Below are 18,201 nucleotides of genomic sequence, written 5' to 3' on the forward strand. Positions count from 1 at the left end.
CGCGCGAGGCGCGAGGCCGGGCGGCTGCCGGGGTGCGTGTCCACTCGCGCTGTCCTCAGGGTTTGTGCCATCGTGACCGGGGGAATGGCCGCCTCCGGAGCGGCCCGGACCCAGGAGAGGGCGTGTACCGATGGCCAATGCGGTCGTGATTGCGATGGCGAACCAGAAGGGCGGCGTGGGCAAGTCCACGTGCACGATCTGCCTGGCGCGCGCCGCTGCCCGGTATCACGGGGCACGGGTGCTGGTGGTCGATATGGACCCGCAGGGCAACGTGACCAACACCTTGCTCCGCGAGCCCCTCGCTCCCGATGAGGTCACTCTCGCCGACGCGATCACCCCGGACAGCGGAGTGCTGCTGCGAGAGGTGATCGTGCCGACGATCTGGGAAGGGGTGGACCTGGCCCCGGGCGGAGCCAAGCTCTCGATCGCCGACACCCGGCTCGCTGCGGACGAATACGGGCGCGAGTTCGCGCTGCGTAAGGCGCTGGCGCCGGTGCTGGAGGACTACGACCTGGTCATCGTCGACAACCCGCCGTCGCTGCTGGGGCAGATGCTGAAGAACAGCTTGACCGCGGCCGATGCGGTGGTGCTGGTGACCGAGGCCGATGAGTGGTCCGCTGACGGCCTGGCGCTGCTGGGCAGAACCATCGCCAAGGTGCGCGAGAACTACAACCCGCGGTTACAGATCATCGGCACGATCATGAACAGGTGGCGTGAAACCCGGTCCGGACGTGAGGCCGCAGACGACATCGTCGAGGGCATGGCCAGGCACTTCCCGGGTGTCCCGGTATGGATCGAATACAAGATCCCGTTCTGGGTCGGAGTCACCGACGCCAAGAAGGGCATCGCGTTCGACGAGTCCAAGGACGCCCGGCTGCGGGTCCTGGCGAAGGAAGTGTTCCAGCCGATCGCGGGACACATGCTGGCGGTTTCGGCATGACCAGCAGCGAACAGCCGCCGCAGCGGAAGAAATCCTTGCTGTCCGAGGACGACATGTGGACGGTGTCCGCGCAACCGCCGGCGGTCACCGAACAGCCCGCGCGGCCACCAGCTGCGCCCCCGAAAACCCCTCCTGCCAGGGTGTCCGGCATACGCGTGGACGCGCGCCCGCGTGAGACGCGCGGCCATGCCCGCGATTTGGCCGAAGCCCGCGGGCGCAAGACCGCCCGCGACGCAGCCCACGCCTGGGCCTCAGCGGCCCGCAAAGCAGCCGACCGCCGCGCCGAGCTCGTCACCGAGCGGGACGCCGCGCTGGCACGGGGCACCGACCCGGCGATGCTGGTCGACTTCATCCTCGAAGCGTGCGAGCGCCACGGTGTGGACTGGCACCTGCTGCCCGCCGACGTCCAGGCCGACATCGCACAGCACTCGACGGACTGACCCACCCCTGCGGTGGTGTGGTCCTCGCGTACGCGCGCACGCGCGCACGTACGCGAGGCATTCACCGGTGAAAGGGGACCAGTCCTACTCGCGAACCTGGCGAGCCAGCTCGCGCCGGGCCGCTTCGCCTTCCTGGCGATGTTCGGCTGCCTTCCCGATTGCGCGACGCTTGGCCTCGGCAGCGTGAGCCACAGCGGCGGCGCGGCCCGGTGAGTTCGCCGTCGCGATGGCCTTGGCGCGCTGTTCTTCCCACGCCGCGCGCTGCTCGGCACGGCGTACCTCGTCTTCGGCGACTTCCCGGGCCCGGTCCAACAACGCGGGAGGTTCGTCGATCGGGGTGTGCTTGAGGCACCACGACAGATACCTGTGCGGGTCATCGGCGTGGTTGAAGATGCGTTTGCCCGCGATCAGTACGTTGTTCAGCGCCAGGTAGACATCATCGACGGTCCAACCCGCGATGGCTCGTTTGGTCAGCACGCCCGACAACCCGTCACGAGACATGCGACGTACCCAGCCCGGGAAACGTTCGTCTGCTTTGATCCTGGAGGCCAGCAATTGGGCTCGCTCGTCGTACGCGCGCTGCGTTTTGCGTCGCTCCTTCTTGTCTGGGCCGCGCGGAGCGCGTCTTTCCCTCACGTTTTGGTGAGAGGCGATTTTCTGCCCTCGTGAGAGAAAGAGCTTTCCGCCACTTCGTGGCAGTGGGGCGACAAAGCCCTGTTCAAGCATCTGTTCGATGACGGCCGGATCCACAAGGTGTGCATAACTCGGGGACTCGATCAGGGCCGCTTCGGAGGTCCAGCCGTGGCTCTTGTCCCCGCGGCGCCAGGACTTGCCCGGGCCTACTCGTTCTTCGAGGGTGCGGTGACGGCCGACGAACACGACCTGGCGGCCGTCCATGAGTCCGGCGAGTTCGCGGCAGCGCTGCACGGTGCGCCGGTTGCGGCCGATGCGACGGCGCAGGTGCTCCACCGAGGGTCGGCATTCACGGCCGGTATTCAGGTCCGCACAGTCGGACTCGGCGATTGCCCACGCCAGGAACGTCTCTCGTTTGACGCTGGGTGCGCGCAGGGTGGCGCGCAGCTCGTCGTAGAGCAGGTCGTAGAGCGCCATCATGGTGGCGACCCAGCGAGGCCGGGACCACCAGCAGGACGGCACGCCCTTGTAGAGGTCGTCGGGCTGCTCGAGCCGCAACGGTGGCGGAGTGAACAGCACAAGCGCCGGCGGCGAATTGCGCCGACGACTGCGGGGGGAGGAAGTGCAACCTCGTCCGGATACACGTGAGGGCAGCGAAGGCGGTGCGTCCACATGATCGTGACCGACTACATCGGTCCCGATGCTTTGTTGCGAACGTGCCGTCTTGCTACCCTGAGAACCGCTTGGCAAAGCGTTCCTTAACAGGGTCCTGAAGTTCCCCCGGCTGGTAACCGGGGGTCTTCTTCGTTTTAGGGGTGTCTCACCGCTTGGTAAGGGCGGTGGTTACGACGACTTATGCCGATAGGGGAAATGCCCCCTGCTGCGGGTCAGAGAGACCCGGGTAGTCGGGGAGCCCGAGCTCGCGCCGAAGCGCAATCTCGTACAGCGTTCGCTTCTTCAAGCCTCGTGTGGTCGCCGCAGCGGCAATCGCTTCGACGACTTCGCTGGACAGGTCGAGACCGACCTTCGTCGTTGGGGGCAATTTCGCGGGTCTGGCCATGGTCATAATTCCTAGGGGTTATGCGGCGCGTTGTGTGGGAGGCGCGCCGATAACAGCGGTTCCGATGTTTATGTGGCAGGCGCGGTTTCGATGATGTCCCGGACGCGGCTGGCGTCGATGAGCTGCCCAGCGCCTATGAGGCGGGAGATATGCAGCAGGGCTGAGTCGTGGATCTCCTGGGCGGGGTGACGAGTTGCGTTGGACGCCACCGCATCTCGCACCACCCACGGAACGAACCCGCGCTCGAAGGCATCCAGCGCTGTCTTCAGAACGCAAGCGTCCGTGGCGATTCCACAGATGATGAGGTCGGTAACGTCCAGCTCACCGAGCAGGGCCAGGCCCTCATCGGTCAGCGCGCTGTAGACGACCTTGTCCAGAATGTGCGCATTGGCGTGAGTCGTCAGCGGCACCAGCTCATCGACGATGTCTGTGTCGGGCGGCCCGTAGAGAGCTCGCCAGCCGATCAAGGTTTCGTATGGGCTCCCTGCGTAGTTCCAGTACCGGGTGAAGATCGTGGGTCGTCCGGTAGCGGCCCACCGGGTGGCCAGATCGAGGACAACCGGGATCACGGGCGCGCTGTGCTCGTTGACGAAACCCGTCTGCGCGTCGACGACCAGCAGGGCCGCCTTCTCCAGTCGAATGGTCATCGCCCTGCCTCCTTGAGTGCTTCCATGGCCAAGCTCAGTTGCCCAGGCAGTCCGCTGGTGTCCACGATCGCGGTACGCATCTGCTGGTGCTGCCCGGTCTCTTGCGGTCGGGGAGTGAGCAGCACCGATCGGGCTGCGCGCAGGAACCCGTACCCGTAGCGCTCGCAGACCTCCGGATCTGCGCCGTTTTCAACTTGCTCGTTGATGTGGGCGGTCAGAGCCCACACCGCTTGCAGGCCGATCTCGAAGGCGACGAGATCGCCCTCGGGCAGCGCCCGCAGCGGATCGTGCGGGTAGTAGACGACACCGCTCCAGCTCGCCCACGCGCTCGAAACCCCCGGGGTGCCAAACGATTTCATGTCCGGGCGCTGATAACCGGAGGTCAAGAGTTCCTGTTCGACCCGCTCGCCGTTGACCTGCGCGGCAGCTGAATCGGTGAGGTCTCGGTCGACGAGGATGCGCGGTGCGCAGATCAGGCGCAGTCCGGTTTCGAGAGTGGAGCCGACCCAGGGAGCCGCGTACAACCAGTAGAGACTCAGCACGTAGGACGCTTGAACAGACTCGCCGGTCAGACGGCTGAGCTGCGCACTCGCCCACTCAAGGTTTTCCACGTACGACTGGTACCGCCAGATCGCCAAGGTGGTCACGTCGGGGATATCGAGGTCTTCGACGAGGTGGATGATCGCGGTTCCCCAGGGCCAGACGATGAGGGTGCACTCTTCGCCGACGCCTTCGAGGCCCGTAGTCCAGCACGGCGTTTTGCCGAGGTATCCGGTCGTCTCCTCCATGCCGAGGTCGGCGCGCAACCTTTCCACGGCCGCTGGGCCGATGTACGCGGCGATGAGCTTGTGCGAGCGGACACCGATCCGGCTGCTGGTGGTGGGAGCGAGCGCGCCCACGGCGAGTAGGACATCACCTGGTGGTGTGGTGGTGGTTTCCCAGTTGGAGACGTGACCGGACTTGATGTCCCGACCGAGGAGTCGACTCAGGGCTTCAGCGAAGACCTTTGTAGACATCCCCGCGGTTGAACGCGCCAGGGCAACACGGTTTTTCGCGATGGCGGAGTAGTTGGGTTGGTAGCTCGATCGCCTCGTGTGCAGGCCGGTAACCGTGCCAGGGTTGTCCGGCAGGCGACTGACACTCACCCCGCCTCCTCGATCGACGTGTCAGAGGTGGCCGAGGGGTGATTGAGGACGAGGTTGGAATAGACCTCCTCCATCTGGGTTTCGAGTCGAGCCAGCCGCTCCCGGATCTCTTCGAGCTCGTCTTCGGCCGTGGCGGGCTCGGGCTGTGAGCGGACGAAGCTGCCCAGGCCGTGGAAGGTTTCGACGAGTCCTTCGTCGCGTAGTTCGGTCAGCGCTCGCTCGACGGTGTTGACCGATACCTCCCACTGTTCCGCGAGGCTGGTCTTCGCCGGCAGTTGGTCGCCCGGGGAGTAGTCGCCCGAGCTGACCCGCTGCCGGAGGTCGTCGGCCAGCAGCTGCCAACGAGGTCGTCCGGGTCGTTTGGTCATGACGCCAGAGTAAGTGATCAGGTCTCACCCGGCCTCATTCCACTCATACCTATTGACTGCCAATGACCATCCCTGGTCTACTAACTCATAGGTATCAGTAGGTATGAGTAGTGAGGACAAGTCGTGACAGAGCCACAGATACGCAGGGATGCCGAAGCGCCAGGGGATCTGATCCGGCTGGCGGCGGGTGCGTCGCTGGTGCGCATGAATCCGCGGACGCTTCGCCGCTGGATCGCGCAAGGAAAGCTGACTGGCTGGCGGATGCCGTCCGGCCACATCCACGTCGACCGCGACGAGGTTCTGCGCCTGGCGCAGCCGATGCAGGCCGACAGCGACGACTGCGAAGAGGTCGCGTGATGACCGCCTTCGATGTTCGGCCTGCCGGACCCGCCCTGGATCTGACCGCCGAGCACTTCGCCGAGCTGACCGCTGAAATACGGCGGCTGAGCACCGATTTGGCTTGCGCTCAGCTCGCTCTCGATGACCTTTCCGACGAGACCTCGCCCATCAATCTCCCGTACATGGAGCGGCTGACCATGGCTGCCATGTTGGACCGGGGTCACAGGCCGCGTGCCCGACGGGTCGTATCCGCCGGGACCGCGACGCACCGGGCCGGGGTGCTGGCACGGCTGGCTCACTCGCTGCGCCATCGGTCGGCGGTGGGGGCATGAAGACCCGCGTGCGTGAGGTCCACGTGCCGGTCGTGCTGGCTGTGCCCGCGGTTGGTGGCCTGATCTGGGGTTTCGTCTTGGCGGTGGTGTGGGCCGCCGTGCTGGCGGTGGCGATCAGCCTCAGCAACTTCTCCGACGGCAACTCGACCGTTCCGAGCGAGCTCGGCCCGTGCGAGCCGTTCTGTGCGATGCGTTCTTCGGTCGCGCCGCTGCCGCAGGGCGGTGAGCTGCGATGACCGATCCGCGCTATCCCGATCGGGAGCAGTTCCCGCTGTTGGCTAGGGATCTGGCCGCGGCCCGTCACCGCCGCGAGCAGCAGCGTGCGGTGTTCGCCCGGCGCCGGCGGATCGCGGTGCTCGTTCTCGTGTGCGGTCTCGCCCTGGTCGCCGGGATCGCCGCCGGATTCCTCCTCAACGCATGGCTGGCCGCGTGATGACCACTTCTTCCCCTTCCGCCCGTCTCGTTTCTTCTTCTGCCACGGAGGTGGCCTCGATGTCTTCGTCCAATAACACCGTGATCCCGAGCGCGAAGTGGGCTCAGCGCGCCTGCGCCGAGGTGAATCCGGAGGATTTCTATCCCACGACCGCTACCGGAGTGCATGCCGCGCAACAGATCTGCGCGAGCTGCCCGGTCCTGAGCATGTGCGCCGAACTGGCACCGGGCCTGAGGTTGTCCGGGTGTGTGGTGGGCTCGGTGTGGGTGCCCAAGGCCAAGGATGAGATCGCGCTCAAGGAGCTGGCCGAGGTCGCCGCGACCGGCAAGCCCGCGCCCCTGGCAGAGCGCAAGCGGGTGCCGAAGGACCGCACCCACCGCTGGAATGACCCCGAGTTCCGCAAGCAGGTCGTGCGGTTGCACGACGAGCACCTGACCTGGGTCCGGATCGCGGCCCGCCTCGATTGCACCCCCACTCTCGCCCGCAGGGCCTACGCGGCCGAGCTCGGGATCGAGCTCCCCAAGCGCAGTGCCCGGGCAGGGGTCCGCCCCAAGAGCACGGTGCGCCGCACCGCCGCCCCTGCTGCCCGTCCCGCGCCCGCCCCGGTCGTGACCGCTCGTGTGCGGGCTGCCCGTAAGTGCGCACGGGACTTGGCTTTCCAGCAGCAGGTGGCCCAGCTGCGCATGGGCGATGACCTGACCTGGAGCGAGATCGCGGCCCGCCTCGGGTGCGCCGCGAGTACCGCCAAGAACGCGTACGCGGAACTGGAGAGTGCGGCGTGATCCGGGAAAAAGCGATCTTCGAGGTCGAATGCGACCGCTGCCAGAGCCCGCTCGGCTACGCCGATGACGGCTGCGCCTGGCACTTCGACACTCACCAGGCGGCCCTGGAAGAGCTCACCGAGTGCGGGTGGGTCCAGGCCGCGAATCGCCTCCTGTGCTCGGACTGCGTCGCGAAAGAGGCGTGCGCACTGCTCGGACACACCTGGGGCGACTGGGAGCCGGTCGAGCGCTTCGCTTACAGCGGGCTCCGCCGCGGCTGCGAGCTGTGCGGTGCGGGCGAGCTGGATCCGCCGCCGCCGCCGCTGGTCTTTGTCGACCTCTCGAATCCGCCCTCTGACACCAGGGACTGGCGCTGGTTCGACGACGAGCAGGAGGCGTAAGCGATGGACCGCAACGTGAAAGCCCCAGGTACGAGCGATCTTTCGGACTACAAGGAACTGATCGCGGTCACGGGCACGGTGGCGTTCGGTGAGGCCGCGAGCTTGTCCCTGCGGATCGGGCAGACCCTGTACTGGGCTCCGGATCAGGACGGGATCACCTGGCAGCCCCTGAATTTGGCGATTCACCTGATGACCGGTGAGGTCCAGTGGACCAGTGCCGCGACCGCGGGCGCGGTCACTCTGGTCGCCGCGACCGCCGCGAGTGCGGTGGGTGCGGTGTGGGCGTGGCGTGCGGGCTGCGCCAAATGCTCGCAGTGGGCCGACAAAGCTCGCCTGAACCGCAGCTCACGCAAGCGGGCTCAGCGGGAGGCGGTCGATTCCCAAGCCCAGTTCATGGCCAAGGGCAAGGAGCTCGAAGACCTCGGCATCGAGGCGATGCACGCCAAGGCCGTCAAGCTCAAAGTCCGCCTGCGCGAAGGGGACGCACCAGGTGTGTTCATCGCGCGCACGGTCGTCGACGGCCGCGATATCTACGCCTCGTACGAGGATCTGCACCTCGATATCTGGGGTCCACGTACGGGCAAGTCCACCAGCCGGGTGATTCCGGCGGTGCTCGAAGCCATCGGCGCGGTGGTCGCGACCAGCAACAAGCGGGACGTCGTGGACGCGACCCGTGTCGTCCGCGAAGCCCTCGGTGACGTGCATGTCTTCGATCCGCAGGGCGTCGCGGCCGAGCCGTGCACCTGGTACTGGGATCCGATCGCGTGGGTGGCCGGGGACGACGGCGGTGCGGGTGCGCAGGAGCGAGCCGCGGAGCTGGCGGGACATTTCGCTTCCGCCGGTGAGGCCGATCGCCGCGACGCCTTCTTCGACCCGGAGGGCGAGGATCTGCTCGCCGGGCTGTTTCTGGCGTGTGCGCTGGCCAAACGCCCCATCACCCAAGCGTTCGAGTGGGTGACCAAGGCGTCGGAGCAGGAGCCGGTCGACATCCTCGACGCGAACGGTTTCGGGCTGCTCGCGGGGGCGCTCAGCGATCAGTACTACGCCCCGGACAAGCAGCGGGGTGGTGTCTTCTCCACGGCCAAGAAAATGGCCAGCTGCCTCAAGTACGAGCGGATCCGCCCGTGGGTCACTCCGCCGGCCAAGGGCGAGTCCCCGCGGCGCGGGTTCGAGGTGGCCGACTTCGTCACCAGCCGGGACACCCTGTTCCCGCTGTCCAAGGAGGGCAAGGGCAGCGCGGGTCCGCTCATCACGGCACTGTGCGCGGCCGTGGCCGCCGCAGGGGATACCGAGGGTGTGCGGCATCCGGGTGGGCGCCTGCCGGTGCCGCTTCTGATCGTTTTGGATGAGGCCGCCAACATCGTGCGCTGGGCCGATCTGCCCAAGCAGTACAGCCATTTCGGGTCCCGGGGCATGGTCGTGATGACGATCCTGCAGTCCTGGGCCCAGGGGGTGCGCTGCTGGGGACCTGAGGGCATGACCGCGTTGTGGTCGGCCGCGAACGTGAAGGTGCTCGGTGCGGGCCTGGACGACGCTGCGTTCCTGAGGGATCGCTCGGAGTTGATCGGCCCGCACTACGAGCTGGTCAACTCGGTCTCCCGTAGCCAGGGCAAGGAGCGCTCGCGCTCGGTGTCCACCAGCCGGACCAGCGAAATCACCTTGCACGCCAGTGATTTGGCGTCCCTGCCCAAGGGGCGGGTCGTGGTCTTCACCTCCGGGCATCGGCCCACCCTCGGCATCGCGGTGCCCTGGTTCGAACGCCCGTACGCCGCGCAGGTCCAGGCCGCCCTCGATGAGGCCGAATCCCGCTCTACCGCAACCCCGGTGGCCCGCCCGCGCCTGCGTGCTGTGCCCCCGCCCGATGAGGAAGGCAAAACCGCATGACCGAGACCGTGAACAACTCCCACACCGACGAGGCCGCTGAGATGGTCGCTGAGCAGGTGATCCCGGATATGGATCTGGGTGCGCTGCTCGAAGGCGCGATCCGCAAGGCCGTGGGCGCGCAGATCCAGGCTCAGGCCAAGGAAATCGCCGACGGTGTGGTCGCGGACATGCTCACCCCCGAAGTCATCGCAGGCATGCGCGAGACCGCCATCCATGAGGCCGAGATCGCCCTCAATCCGCCGGTGGAGCTCGAAGAAGAGCCCGAACCCGAAGAGGAGGAAGCGGCCGAGGAAGAGGAGCAGGAACAGCCGCGGGAGCTGCGGTATCCCACGCTCAAGGACTTCGTCGAGAGCTACGTGATCAACGTTTACCGGCGTGAGGTGTCCAAGCGCGGGTCGGAGCGGTCGCTGCGCTGGTGCCCGTGCTGGTGGGACCACGGCGAGGCGGTGGCTCGGTTCCGGGCGATGTGGGCGGCGTTCGAGCACCTGCGCCTGGGCGACGGGACCGAGATGAACCTGTGGTGGCTGGTGCACTTCGACCCGCAGATGGACCGCATCCTCGACCCGGAAGGCATGTTCAAGTACTGCTCGGTCGAGAGCGGATGCCACGCCAACGACATCGTCAACGAGCTGATCAAGCTGCCGCCGCTGCCGGTCGTGCCCGCTGACCCGGCCCTGTTCGAAGAAGAGAACGACGACCAGGAGCCGGTCGCCGCATCGCGGATCGTGCTGCCCGCCGCCCCGGTAGGGATCCGCCGCACCGTGCCCGGGAGCTGGGAGGAGTTCCCCGGATGAACGCACCAGCCCCCAACCGACTCTCACGGGCGCGCGTACGCGCGTCCGCGCGCGAGGCTGATCGTAACCGGGGTTCGTGGGAGACGATCACCGACGCGCTGGAGAAGGCTGTCGGCCCGGGCCGTTCCTCAGGGGCGTGGACGAAGTTCTGCTGCCCCGCCCACGAAGGCGACGGCCAGGGACATCGCCCCAGTCTGGCCGTGAAATACGACGCTGGTCAGCAACGCACGGTGGTGCGCTGCTTCGCCGGATGCGACAACGAACTGGTCCTGGACAAGGTCGGACTGCGGGTAGCGGACATGTTCGACCGCCGCCCTGAGCGCACCGACCGCGGCTACACACCCCGCCCCCGTCCTCGCGAGATCACCCGCGCCGACCAGGCGATCGACGCGGCCGGCCTGCCGCTGATCAAACCGAAAAGGGATCTGGGCTCGCAGGTTTCGGCGTGGAAGCCCGAAGCCGTCTACCCCTACGCCCGCCCCGACGGGACCGTCGCCGGTGAGGTCATCCGCGAGGAAGCCCGATTCAGCAACGGGCGCGACAAACGGTTCCACCAGCGCGCCTGGAACACCGAAACAGGCTGGCAGGACACCGGTTTCGAGAAGATCCCATTCCAGCTGCCCCGCGTGCTCGACGCGATCGAAGACGGTCGCACCGTCTACGTCTGCGAAGGCGAGAAGGACGTGCTGGCGGCCGAGTCCGCGAATCTGGTCGCCACCACCAACGCCGGTGGGGCGCTGGCCTGGAGCCCGGAGCACGCGGCATGGCTGCGTGGCGCCAGCACGGTCGTGATCGTCGCGGACAAGGACGCCCCCGGCTACCGCCGCGCCGAGAAGGTGATGGCCAGCCTGGTCGGCCTGGTGCAGCGCGTGCGGATCGTGCAGGCCGCGACCGGCAAGGACCTGCACGACCACATCGCGGCCGGGCACGAGATCGGCGAGTTGGAGCCGATCCCGCACCTGGACCCATTCACCGCTACCGGGCAGGCCCCCGCCCCCGAGATCCCTTCAGCCGAGACCGATGTCGTCTCGGCTGACTTGTCCGCACCCCAGGAAGGAACCTCCATGAGCATTCATCTGCTCGACGAGCAGCGCGCCCACCATGACGACACGGTCGACCACATCGGCCAGGGCTGGGCCGCGTTCATGCGCCTGATCATGAGCCATCTGATCAAGGCGGCGGAGAAGCAGGCCGAAGCCAGTCGACTGGCCGCCGAACGCAAGGCCAACGAGCAAGAAGACGAGCGCCGCGAAGCTGAGGCGCGACTGGCCATCGAGCGGGCCGCCGCCGAGTCCCGGCTGCGCAAGATCCACGAGCGCGGGCTTGAGAACGCTTCCCGCGCCGAGATCGCCCAGGCCGTCGCCGACGCTGCCGCGTGGGCGCAGGACAGCGAAGTCGCCAAACAGGCCCTGGCCGTGCTGCGTACCCACGTCAAGGAGCGCTTCGGGATCGAGCTCGACGCCGCTACCGGCAGGATCGTCGCCGAGGCCCCGACCTCTCCGGAGCTGGTGGAAGCTCTCGGCAAGCTCGAAGCCGAGCGGGCAGCGCGCGAGCGCCTGCGCAAGGCCCAGGACCACATGGTCAAGCTGGTCGCCTCCGAGGAGCTCGACGAGAGCGTCAAGGCCGAGCTGTACGCCGAGATCGAGAAGTGGCGTGCGCACCCCAGCGCCGCCCGGCTCGGTGAGCTGACCAAGAAGCTCGCCGACAAGGGCGTGGGTGAGGAGACCCGCACCCAGATCCGGCATGTCGCTTCCTACCTGGGTGCCCCCGGTCAGGAGACGACCCTCGCCGATGGGAAGGCGCCGACGGTGTCCTCGACCACCGAACTGCGCAAGCTGTCCGGGCCGCTGGTCGATCCCGGCGAGGAGGCCAAACCACGCGTGGACCAGCTGCTCGCCGCGTATCAGGACAACCTGCGCCGGGGCGCGTCGACGGCCTCGATCCGCGAGCGGCTGGGCAAGGAGCTCGCGGTCCTGACCCCTGAGGACCAGGAGAAGGCTCGCGCCCGCGGTGCCGATATCCGTAAGAACCCGGCGGGGCGCTTCGCCGCGATGTGGCCCAATCACGTCGACCGTGACGAGCTTGGGGCCACGGTGCGCGCCTATGTGGTCCTGGCCCCGCAGGCCGAGGCCGTCGCGGTCAAGGCCAACGACATCAACGACGCCACCGCCACCGCGATGCGCAAGCAGACCGCCAAGCATCGCGCCTGGATCCAGAAGGCCATCAAGGACGGGCAAGGCCTGCACCCGTTGGAGCGCGAGCAGCTCGCGTCCGTGCTGCGGGATGTGGAAGCGGGCAAGGCTGGTGCCCCGGAGGTGCTGTGGGTCGATGACCGCTCCGCCGCCGTCTTCGACACCGACCGCGCCACTCGCATCGCGCACGACGCCAGCCACGCGCACCGTCGCCAGGTTGAGAAGACTCTCGACACCAACGCCGTGCCGCGCGGTGCGGTGCGCGCCTCCCGTGACGACCTCACCAAGGTCATGGACACCCAGAGCGCGGTGGCCGCCGGCCGCGCCAGCCTCTCGGACTACGAACAGACCGGCGTCGCCCGTCGATTCGATGCCCGGCTCGCCGCGTCCGGAGTCAGCCAGCCACTGCGCAACCGGATCTCCGCGCAGCTGATGACCGCGGCTGGGGAGGCCACCAGCCTCGGCAAACAGGCCCAGCGGATCGCTGAGCGGTGGGCCGAACGCCGCGAGGCCGTCGAAGCCGAGCGGACCCCGACCAAGCCCGCCTACGACAGCGCGGCCCGGCGTGCGGGCATGGAGGCCAACCTTGCCGCCCAGGGCTTGGGCCCTGACCAGGTCGCCCAGCGCATGGCCGCCGACGCCGGACACGCCAAACCCGTTGGCGCTGCGGTCAAACGCACCCCCGGCGAAGCCCGCAAGACCGCCCCCGGGCAGGGCGTGCACCGCCTCAATCACCTGCGCAAGGGCCGTGGCCACGGCGACCCCAGCCAGGGCCGGTAACCCCCGATTTCCCTCTCACCCAACCCATTTCAGGAGGAAACCCCATGTCCACTCTCGATACCCGCATCGAAGATCTGGCCCGTGACCTGCTCGCGGTCCCGGAAAACGCCGGGCTGTACACCGATCCGGCCGCGCTGCTGGTGCGCATGTCCGCGCACATCGTCGAGCTGCGGCAGCGTCTGGACGGGGTCTGCCATGACCGCGAAACCGCCGAGAAATGGCTCGGTGTGACCCGCGACGAGTGCCGCAACCTGCGCGCGAACTGCGAGCGGCTCCAGGACGCGGCGGCGCGGCTGATCCCTCCAGATATGGACGCGCTGCTCGCCCTGGTCGATAGCCAGGTCTGAGAGACCAGCCCGATGACTGCCCTCGACGAGGCTCCGGATAGCTCCCGCCAGGAGTACCCCTGGGGCCTCGCCCCGCCTGGACTAAAAACCCGCCGCCAGCTGCGAGGTGTTGGCAAGAGCCCTGGCCAATCCCTGGTTGGGGTCATGGTCGGCAAGATCCGGGGCCGACGCGTGGTGGCCAAGCTGTTCGATCCCGATCTGGCCCCTGACAAGCGCGTGCCCAGTCCCGCGCAGCTCGAAGCGATCGGCAAGGCCACCCGTGAGCACCAGCTCCGGGCGGCTGAGCGGCGCGGCTTCTCCCGCGCCGAGATGAACACCCCCATAGACCCTGTTCCCGACTGGGAGCAGATCCCTGAGAACAAAGGAAATATCGTGTCCGACAACAAGTTCCGTGAAGCCGCCGAGCTGGTGGCCGTCACACAGTTCGGGTCGACCTCGATGCTTCAGCGCAAGCTCCGCATCGGATTCGCCGAGGCCGGACAGCTGATGGATCGACTTCATGAGCAAGGCATCGTCGGCCCCAGCGACGGCTCCCGTGCCCGTGAGGTGCTCATGGACCCCGCCCAACTCGCCGACCTCCTGAACGGACGAGTCCCCGCGGCCGCCGAGCAGCCCCGCAAGCGCTACTCCGCGCTCGTCGAGCGCTGGGACGAGGCCAAGCTGGCCAAGCAGCAAGGAGTGAACCCGCAGGACCTGCCCGAGTCGCAGCGGCAGGTGACCGGCGAGTTCGACTCCCCGGAGGAGGCGTGGGCCTGGATGCGGCATCGAGTCAGCACGATGGACGCGGGCCAGAGCAGGATCACCGCTGGTGTCACCGATCGGCAGGGCGTATCGGGGGAAAGGTCCCGCACCCCGTTCGGAGTGTCGGCGGCGCCCGAGGAAGTGCTCGACAACCTGGACAGCTGGCGGACCGGTGGCTTCGCGATTCAGGAGCGGGGCAACATCTACGACAATTCCGCGCGTGCAACCTCGGTGAGCTCCGAGACGTCGCAGGCCCAACAGGAACCCCCGGTCGCTGAGGACACCAGCTACGCCCAGGCCCAGGCCGAGCACCACGAGCTCGGGCACTCGCTCCAGGCCCGCGAGGACGCCTACGAGCGGGGCGATATCACCCGAGAGGAGTACGAGAACTGGGACCACGACGAGCCCAGCGACCAGGCCGACTCCCATCAGACCGAGGGCGCGGCATCCACCGTGCCGGTCGGGCACGGTCAGCGCGTCGCGTATCTGTTGGCCACGGCCGCGACCAATCAGGCGCGCATCGATGATGCCGCCCTCGTACAGGCTGTCGAAGCCGCGGAGGCCGAAGGTCCGGACGCGATAGAGGCACTGGTGCAGCGGGCGCAGGAAGCCCAGACCCGCGCAGAGGCCCGGATGCAGGAGATCCCGTGGCACAACCCGCCGGCCACCGTCGCGGTCCTGTCCGATGCCCTGCTCTGGCAGTCCAACTCCGAGCTCGCCGCCGAGAGCCTCAGCAAGCTGACCAGCTTCTACGCCCAGTGGGGTGTGGTCATTGATGCCGAGGAGTTCCGCGCCGGCATCAATCCGTCCTTCGATGCGGTTGATGCCCAAGCCCGTGCCGACGCGCACCGGATGTCCGAGCGCGAGTCCGCTGTGATCGACGTCGTCGCCGCTATGCCGCTGCGGGCCGCTGTGAAAGGCGTAGTGACCGAGGCGATTTCGAAATGGCGGTCCGAGCGTGACCCGGCTGATCAGGGTGCGCAACTGCTGGTCACCCGCCGCGAGCAGCTCAGCGTCGACCTGGCGGCGGCGAAGCTGCCCGAGGCCGATGCGGCCCGTGTCGAATTCGTCGTGGACTACCTGCGCGGGGACACCACCCAGGTGAACCTGCTCGCCTCCCCGGTGTTCGTCGACCCGGGCGAGGAAGCCCGCGGGCGTATACCGCGAGTGCTGGACGTCTTCGCGCACAACCCGAAGACCGGGGCCATGGTGACCGAGGAAATCGCGGTCATGACTCCGGCCGATCAGCAGCGTGTGCGCGAGGTCGGCCGGGAGATCGTCGCCGGTAAGAATCCCACCCTCGCGGTCTGGCCGGGCTACATCGACCGATACCAGGTCGGGGAATGGGTCTCCGACTACGCCGCCGACGCCAGCGAACTGCGCGCCGAAGCCGACTACCTGGCCGAGAGCAACCTCGACCCGAAAGACCGCGACCGCATCGGCACGATCACCCAATCCGCCACGATGACCCTCAGCGACGACATCCACAGTCGGATCAGCCGCATGGCGATCCAGCGGGAGAACATCCGCTCGAAGGTCCTCGATGACAAGGGCCTGGTTCCGATGGAGCGCGCCCACGTCATGGCTGTGGTCGCCGATATCGACGCCGGGCGTATCGCCGACCACAAGCACCTTCCGGAGCTGCTGTGGGCCGATGAGCGCAGCAAGGCCGACGCCGACACCGAACGCATCAACCAGGCCGCCGTCACACTGTCGGCCGCGACCCGCACGGCGATCAACCAGCGTGTCGACGCCGCCCAGGTCGTGGACCCCCGCAGTCGAGAGGCTGAGAACCTGAAGTTCGCGGCTTCCTCGATTGGGGACTCGATCTACAGCGTGGCCTGTGGCGCCCACAGGGGCATCGAGCACGAGCGAAAGGCCTACGCCGACAAGCGCACCCAACTCGACCAGGCGCTCGTACAGGCGAGGGTCGAGGAATCGACGCGAACTGAGATCAGGGACCAGGCCGACTTGCACGCCCGCCAGGCCGGGGCACTGGGCAAGGTCGCTGAGTACCGCGAGCAGAAGTGGAAGGCCAAGGTCGATCAGATCGTCGTCACTCGCAACGACGCGATCGCGCAGCGGCAGGCCTCCGCTGGCCGCGCACCGAGCACCAGCTCGCGCAACTGTGCACCCAAGTCGGGCCGCGACACCGAAGAGGCTCACGCTCCGGGGGCGGTACCCGGGGCCGGGCGCCGGCGGCTGCACACTCCGGAGGTCGGGCGATGACGACTGAAACCAGAACCGTGCCGCTGTACCTGATTGCACGCCTGCACGAGGATGTTGCGATCGTCGATGTCTACGCGGTGGAGACCTACAGCGCGGAAACCCCCACCTGCTGGTGGATCTCGCTCGCCAACGACTCCTACGCGCCCCCTACCCTGGACGCACTCGATGAGGTCCTGATCGACCGCGGCTTCACCCGCGTGCAGAGCTGGTCCCCGCGTATCACCGTCGCTGGTGTGATGCGGTACTTCGCCGAGGCCACCACGAGCTTCGAGGAGCTGCTCGACCGGTAATCCGGTATCACCGAAAGAGCAACAGCCCCTGACGGGTCGTATCCGTCAGGGGCTGTTGCCGTTTGCAAGGGTACCGACCCTCTGTTCCGAGCTCTTGTGTCCCGACCTTCTGTCCCATCCCGGACCGTGTCCCTTCGCGCGTGCGCGCGGGTGCGCGTACGCGCGAGAGTTCACCAGTGAACTCTGGTCAGTCCTGGTCGTCGCCGAACAGCGGGAGCTGGCGGGAGGCAGTGCCGGAGTCGCCGATTCTGCGTAGGCATCGGACGCAGGTGACCGCGGCTCGAGTCGGGGCCAGCGCCGTGGGAGACCATCCGGCGACGCCGGTGTGGCACAACAGCTCCGGGACCTCCTCGCCTTCGACCCACTGGCCGAGGCCGACCGCGTGCACGGTGCGCCCGGACCGCACGACCGCGTGTACGCCCGGGTCACCGAACACTGCCCGCGTGGAGGCAGCCAGGGGAGCAATGTCGGTCATACGCCCAACGATAGGGACGCTCTCCGACATCGCACCTGGAACACAGAGGCGGGAGCGCGTTCCGGCCCACCGCATATGTGGTTGTTCCTGTATGAGGTAGGACCCTGGGCATCCGGGTGACAGGAAAGGCGGCACCGACCGGGGTCTCCCTCCCCGAGAGGTGTGGCCACCTCCCGGGGCCACACCCTGACGGGTGCACTACTGGATCGCGATGAAGGCGCTGTACGCGCTGATCAACAGGGTGGCCGAGCCAGTGAAGCCCAGGGCAGCCTGCCGGATAGCGATCGTCCAGCGGCGTCCCTCCTGCCGCGCGAGGGCCAGGCTGATCATCGCGATTACCATGCTGGCCAGAACGAGGGACAGGACGATGAGCGCTTTGAGTGTGGAATCGGTGGACATGGTGGGTTTCCGTTCGGTTGTGATTGACCGAAGGGGCGAAGCACCAGGTAGGTGACTCGTGGGTCCCGTTCGGAAGGAAGCGATCAGGACATTACGAGCACCTCAGAACCGTGTTGCACTCGAAAGTGGAGGGCCCCAACACTTTCGGAACAAGGCTCCAGAAATGGGCTGGGCAGGTCTGTCCGCAGGTCGGGTTTCGCGACTGCGTGCGTGGATCGGCGCGGGACTGCAACACCGGTGAGCGAGGGTGGTAGTGGGTACTGGGCGCGGTGGGTACCGACATGCTCGGGAAGGTAGATACCGCACCTGACACCATGACCGTCTCGAAGCCCGCAGGGGCAGCTGTCGTGGTGTGGTCGGTGTGTGAGCGAGTGGATTTCACAATCCTCATGTGGCCACGTTCGGGCGGCGAAGTGGTGCAGCTCCCTTGGGTGTGACTGCTCATGAACTCTCCGTTCTTCGGCCGACGTACGCCGGATGGAGAGCCCAGAAAAACACGCCCATATGGCCGACAACCTGGTGTTTTCGCTCGACCCCATATGGACAGGCCAGGGATGGCCATATGGACGGG

19 protein-coding genes and 1 pseudogene are annotated in these 18,201 nt (G+C 67.4%); 14 read left to right on the top strand and 6 right to left on the bottom strand.

All coding sequences use genetic code 11. The features are described from left to right. Positions 1-130: 130 nt before the first annotated feature. Together AB0L82_RS43070 and AB0L82_RS43075 are read left to right on the top strand one after the other, a co-directional pair. On the top strand, positions 131-940 hold the full coding sequence (locus AB0L82_RS43070; RefSeq protein ID WP_364651270.1) for an AAA family ATPase: 810 nt from the start codon (positions 131-133) through the stop codon (positions 938-940). Beyond that, a complete protein-coding gene (locus AB0L82_RS43075) occupies positions 937-1,380 on the top strand; it encodes a hypothetical protein (RefSeq protein WP_364651273.1) in 444 nt (147 codons plus the stop codon). Before AB0L82_RS43070 ends, AB0L82_RS43075 begins: the two co-directional genes overlap by 4 nt. Positions 1,381-1,464: 84 nt before the next feature. Here AB0L82_RS43075 and AB0L82_RS43080 read toward each other — a convergent pair whose 3' ends face one another. The 4 genes from AB0L82_RS43080 to AB0L82_RS43095 all read right to left on the bottom strand — a co-directional run bounded on the left by AB0L82_RS43080 (position 1,465) and on the right by AB0L82_RS43095 (position 5,233). Then, positions 1,465-2,571, bottom strand: a complete 1,107-nt coding sequence (locus AB0L82_RS43080) for a hypothetical protein (RefSeq protein ID WP_364651276.1) — start codon at positions 2,569-2,571, stop codon at positions 1,465-1,467. 570 nt (positions 2,572-3,141) lie between these two features. After that, entirely contained in the window at positions 3,142-3,720 is a 579-nt protein-coding gene (locus tag AB0L82_RS43085) for an isochorismatase family cysteine hydrolase (RefSeq protein ID WP_364651279.1), read from the bottom strand. Beyond that, positions 3,717-4,865: a hypothetical protein gene (locus AB0L82_RS43090; protein WP_364651282.1), complete on the bottom strand. Its 1,149-nt coding sequence runs from the start codon at positions 4,863-4,865 to the stop codon at positions 3,717-3,719. Before AB0L82_RS43090 ends, AB0L82_RS43085 begins: the two co-directional genes overlap by 4 nt. After that, the gene (locus AB0L82_RS43095; RefSeq protein WP_364651285.1) at positions 4,862-5,233 is read right to left on the bottom strand and encodes a winged helix-turn-helix domain-containing protein; all 372 of its coding nucleotides are present in this window, start codon (positions 5,231-5,233) and stop codon (positions 4,862-4,864) included. The genes AB0L82_RS43090 and AB0L82_RS43095 overlap by 4 nt, the downstream gene beginning before the upstream one ends. A gap of 123 nt (positions 5,234-5,356) precedes the next feature. On the opposite strand from AB0L82_RS43095, the gene AB0L82_RS43100 reads away from it, so the two are divergent. The 12 genes and pseudogenes from AB0L82_RS43100 to AB0L82_RS43155 all read left to right on the top strand — a co-directional run bounded on the left by AB0L82_RS43100 (position 5,357) and on the right by AB0L82_RS43155 (position 16,756). Next, positions 5,357-5,590, top strand: a complete 234-nt coding sequence (locus tag AB0L82_RS43100) for a hypothetical protein (RefSeq protein WP_364651288.1) — start codon at positions 5,357-5,359, stop codon at positions 5,588-5,590. Further along, positions 5,590-5,904, top strand: a complete 315-nt coding sequence (locus AB0L82_RS43105) for a hypothetical protein (protein ID WP_364651291.1) — start codon at positions 5,590-5,592, stop codon at positions 5,902-5,904. Before AB0L82_RS43100 ends, AB0L82_RS43105 begins: the two co-directional genes overlap by 1 nt. After that, positions 5,901-6,140: a hypothetical protein gene (locus AB0L82_RS43110; RefSeq protein ID WP_364651294.1), complete on the top strand. Its 240-nt coding sequence runs from the start codon at positions 5,901-5,903 to the stop codon at positions 6,138-6,140. Before AB0L82_RS43105 ends, AB0L82_RS43110 begins: the two co-directional genes overlap by 4 nt. Then, positions 6,137-6,337: a hypothetical protein gene (locus AB0L82_RS43115; RefSeq protein WP_364651296.1), complete on the top strand. Its 201-nt coding sequence runs from the start codon at positions 6,137-6,139 to the stop codon at positions 6,335-6,337. Before AB0L82_RS43110 ends, AB0L82_RS43115 begins: the two co-directional genes overlap by 4 nt. Before the next feature lie 59 nt (positions 6,338-6,396). Beyond that, positions 6,397-7,119 carry a WhiB family transcriptional regulator gene (locus tag AB0L82_RS43120; protein ID WP_364651299.1) on the top strand — a complete coding sequence of 241 codons (723 nt, stop codon included), beginning with the start codon at positions 6,397-6,399 and terminating at the stop codon, positions 7,117-7,119. Continuing rightward, complete coding sequence (locus AB0L82_RS43125) at positions 7,116-7,499, top strand: hypothetical protein (RefSeq protein WP_364651302.1); 384 nt, start codon at positions 7,116-7,118, stop codon at positions 7,497-7,499. The genes AB0L82_RS43120 and AB0L82_RS43125 overlap by 4 nt, the downstream gene beginning before the upstream one ends. Before the next feature lie 3 nt (positions 7,500-7,502). Further along, on the top strand, positions 7,503-9,383 hold the full coding sequence (locus AB0L82_RS43130) for a TraM recognition domain-containing protein (protein WP_364651305.1): 1,881 nt from the start codon (positions 7,503-7,505) through the stop codon (positions 9,381-9,383). Then, on the top strand, positions 9,380-10,177 hold the full coding sequence (locus tag AB0L82_RS43135) for a DUF4913 domain-containing protein (protein ID WP_364651308.1): 798 nt from the start codon (positions 9,380-9,382) through the stop codon (positions 10,175-10,177). The genes AB0L82_RS43130 and AB0L82_RS43135 overlap by 4 nt, the downstream gene beginning before the upstream one ends. A 200-nt stretch (positions 10,178-10,377) precedes the next feature. After that, positions 10,378-13,149 (top strand): toprim domain-containing protein, encoded by a 2,772-nt coding sequence (locus AB0L82_RS43140; RefSeq protein ID WP_364651311.1) that lies wholly within the window; start codon positions 10,378-10,380, stop codon positions 13,147-13,149. Between the two features lie 44 nt (positions 13,150-13,193). Continuing rightward, positions 13,194-13,496 (top strand): hypothetical protein, encoded by a 303-nt coding sequence (locus AB0L82_RS43145; protein WP_364651314.1) that lies wholly within the window; start codon positions 13,194-13,196, stop codon positions 13,494-13,496. A gap of 309 nt (positions 13,497-13,805) precedes the next feature. Continuing rightward, a pseudogene (locus AB0L82_RS43150) lies at positions 13,806-14,066 on the top strand (DNA translocase FtsK); the annotation flags it as partial. 2,396 nt (positions 14,067-16,462) lie between these two features. Further along, positions 16,463-16,756 carry a hypothetical protein gene (locus AB0L82_RS43155; RefSeq protein WP_364651317.1) on the top strand — a complete coding sequence of 98 codons (294 nt, stop codon included), beginning with the start codon at positions 16,463-16,465 and terminating at the stop codon, positions 16,754-16,756. A 187-nt stretch (positions 16,757-16,943) separates the two neighbouring features. Here the strand turns inward: AB0L82_RS43155 and AB0L82_RS43160 are convergent, their stop codons facing one another. Beyond that, positions 16,944-17,231: a hypothetical protein gene (locus AB0L82_RS43160; RefSeq protein WP_364651320.1), complete on the bottom strand. Its 288-nt coding sequence runs from the start codon at positions 17,229-17,231 to the stop codon at positions 16,944-16,946. Between the two features lie 198 nt (positions 17,232-17,429). Next, entirely contained in the window at positions 17,430-17,630 is a 201-nt protein-coding gene (locus AB0L82_RS43165) for a hypothetical protein (RefSeq protein WP_364651323.1), read from the bottom strand. Positions 17,631-18,201 lie beyond the last annotated feature (571 nt).

This window comes from Nocardia sp. NPDC052001 (genome assembly GCF_040680615.1).
Classification (GTDB): domain Bacteria; phylum Actinomycetota; class Actinomycetes; order Mycobacteriales; family Mycobacteriaceae; genus Nocardia.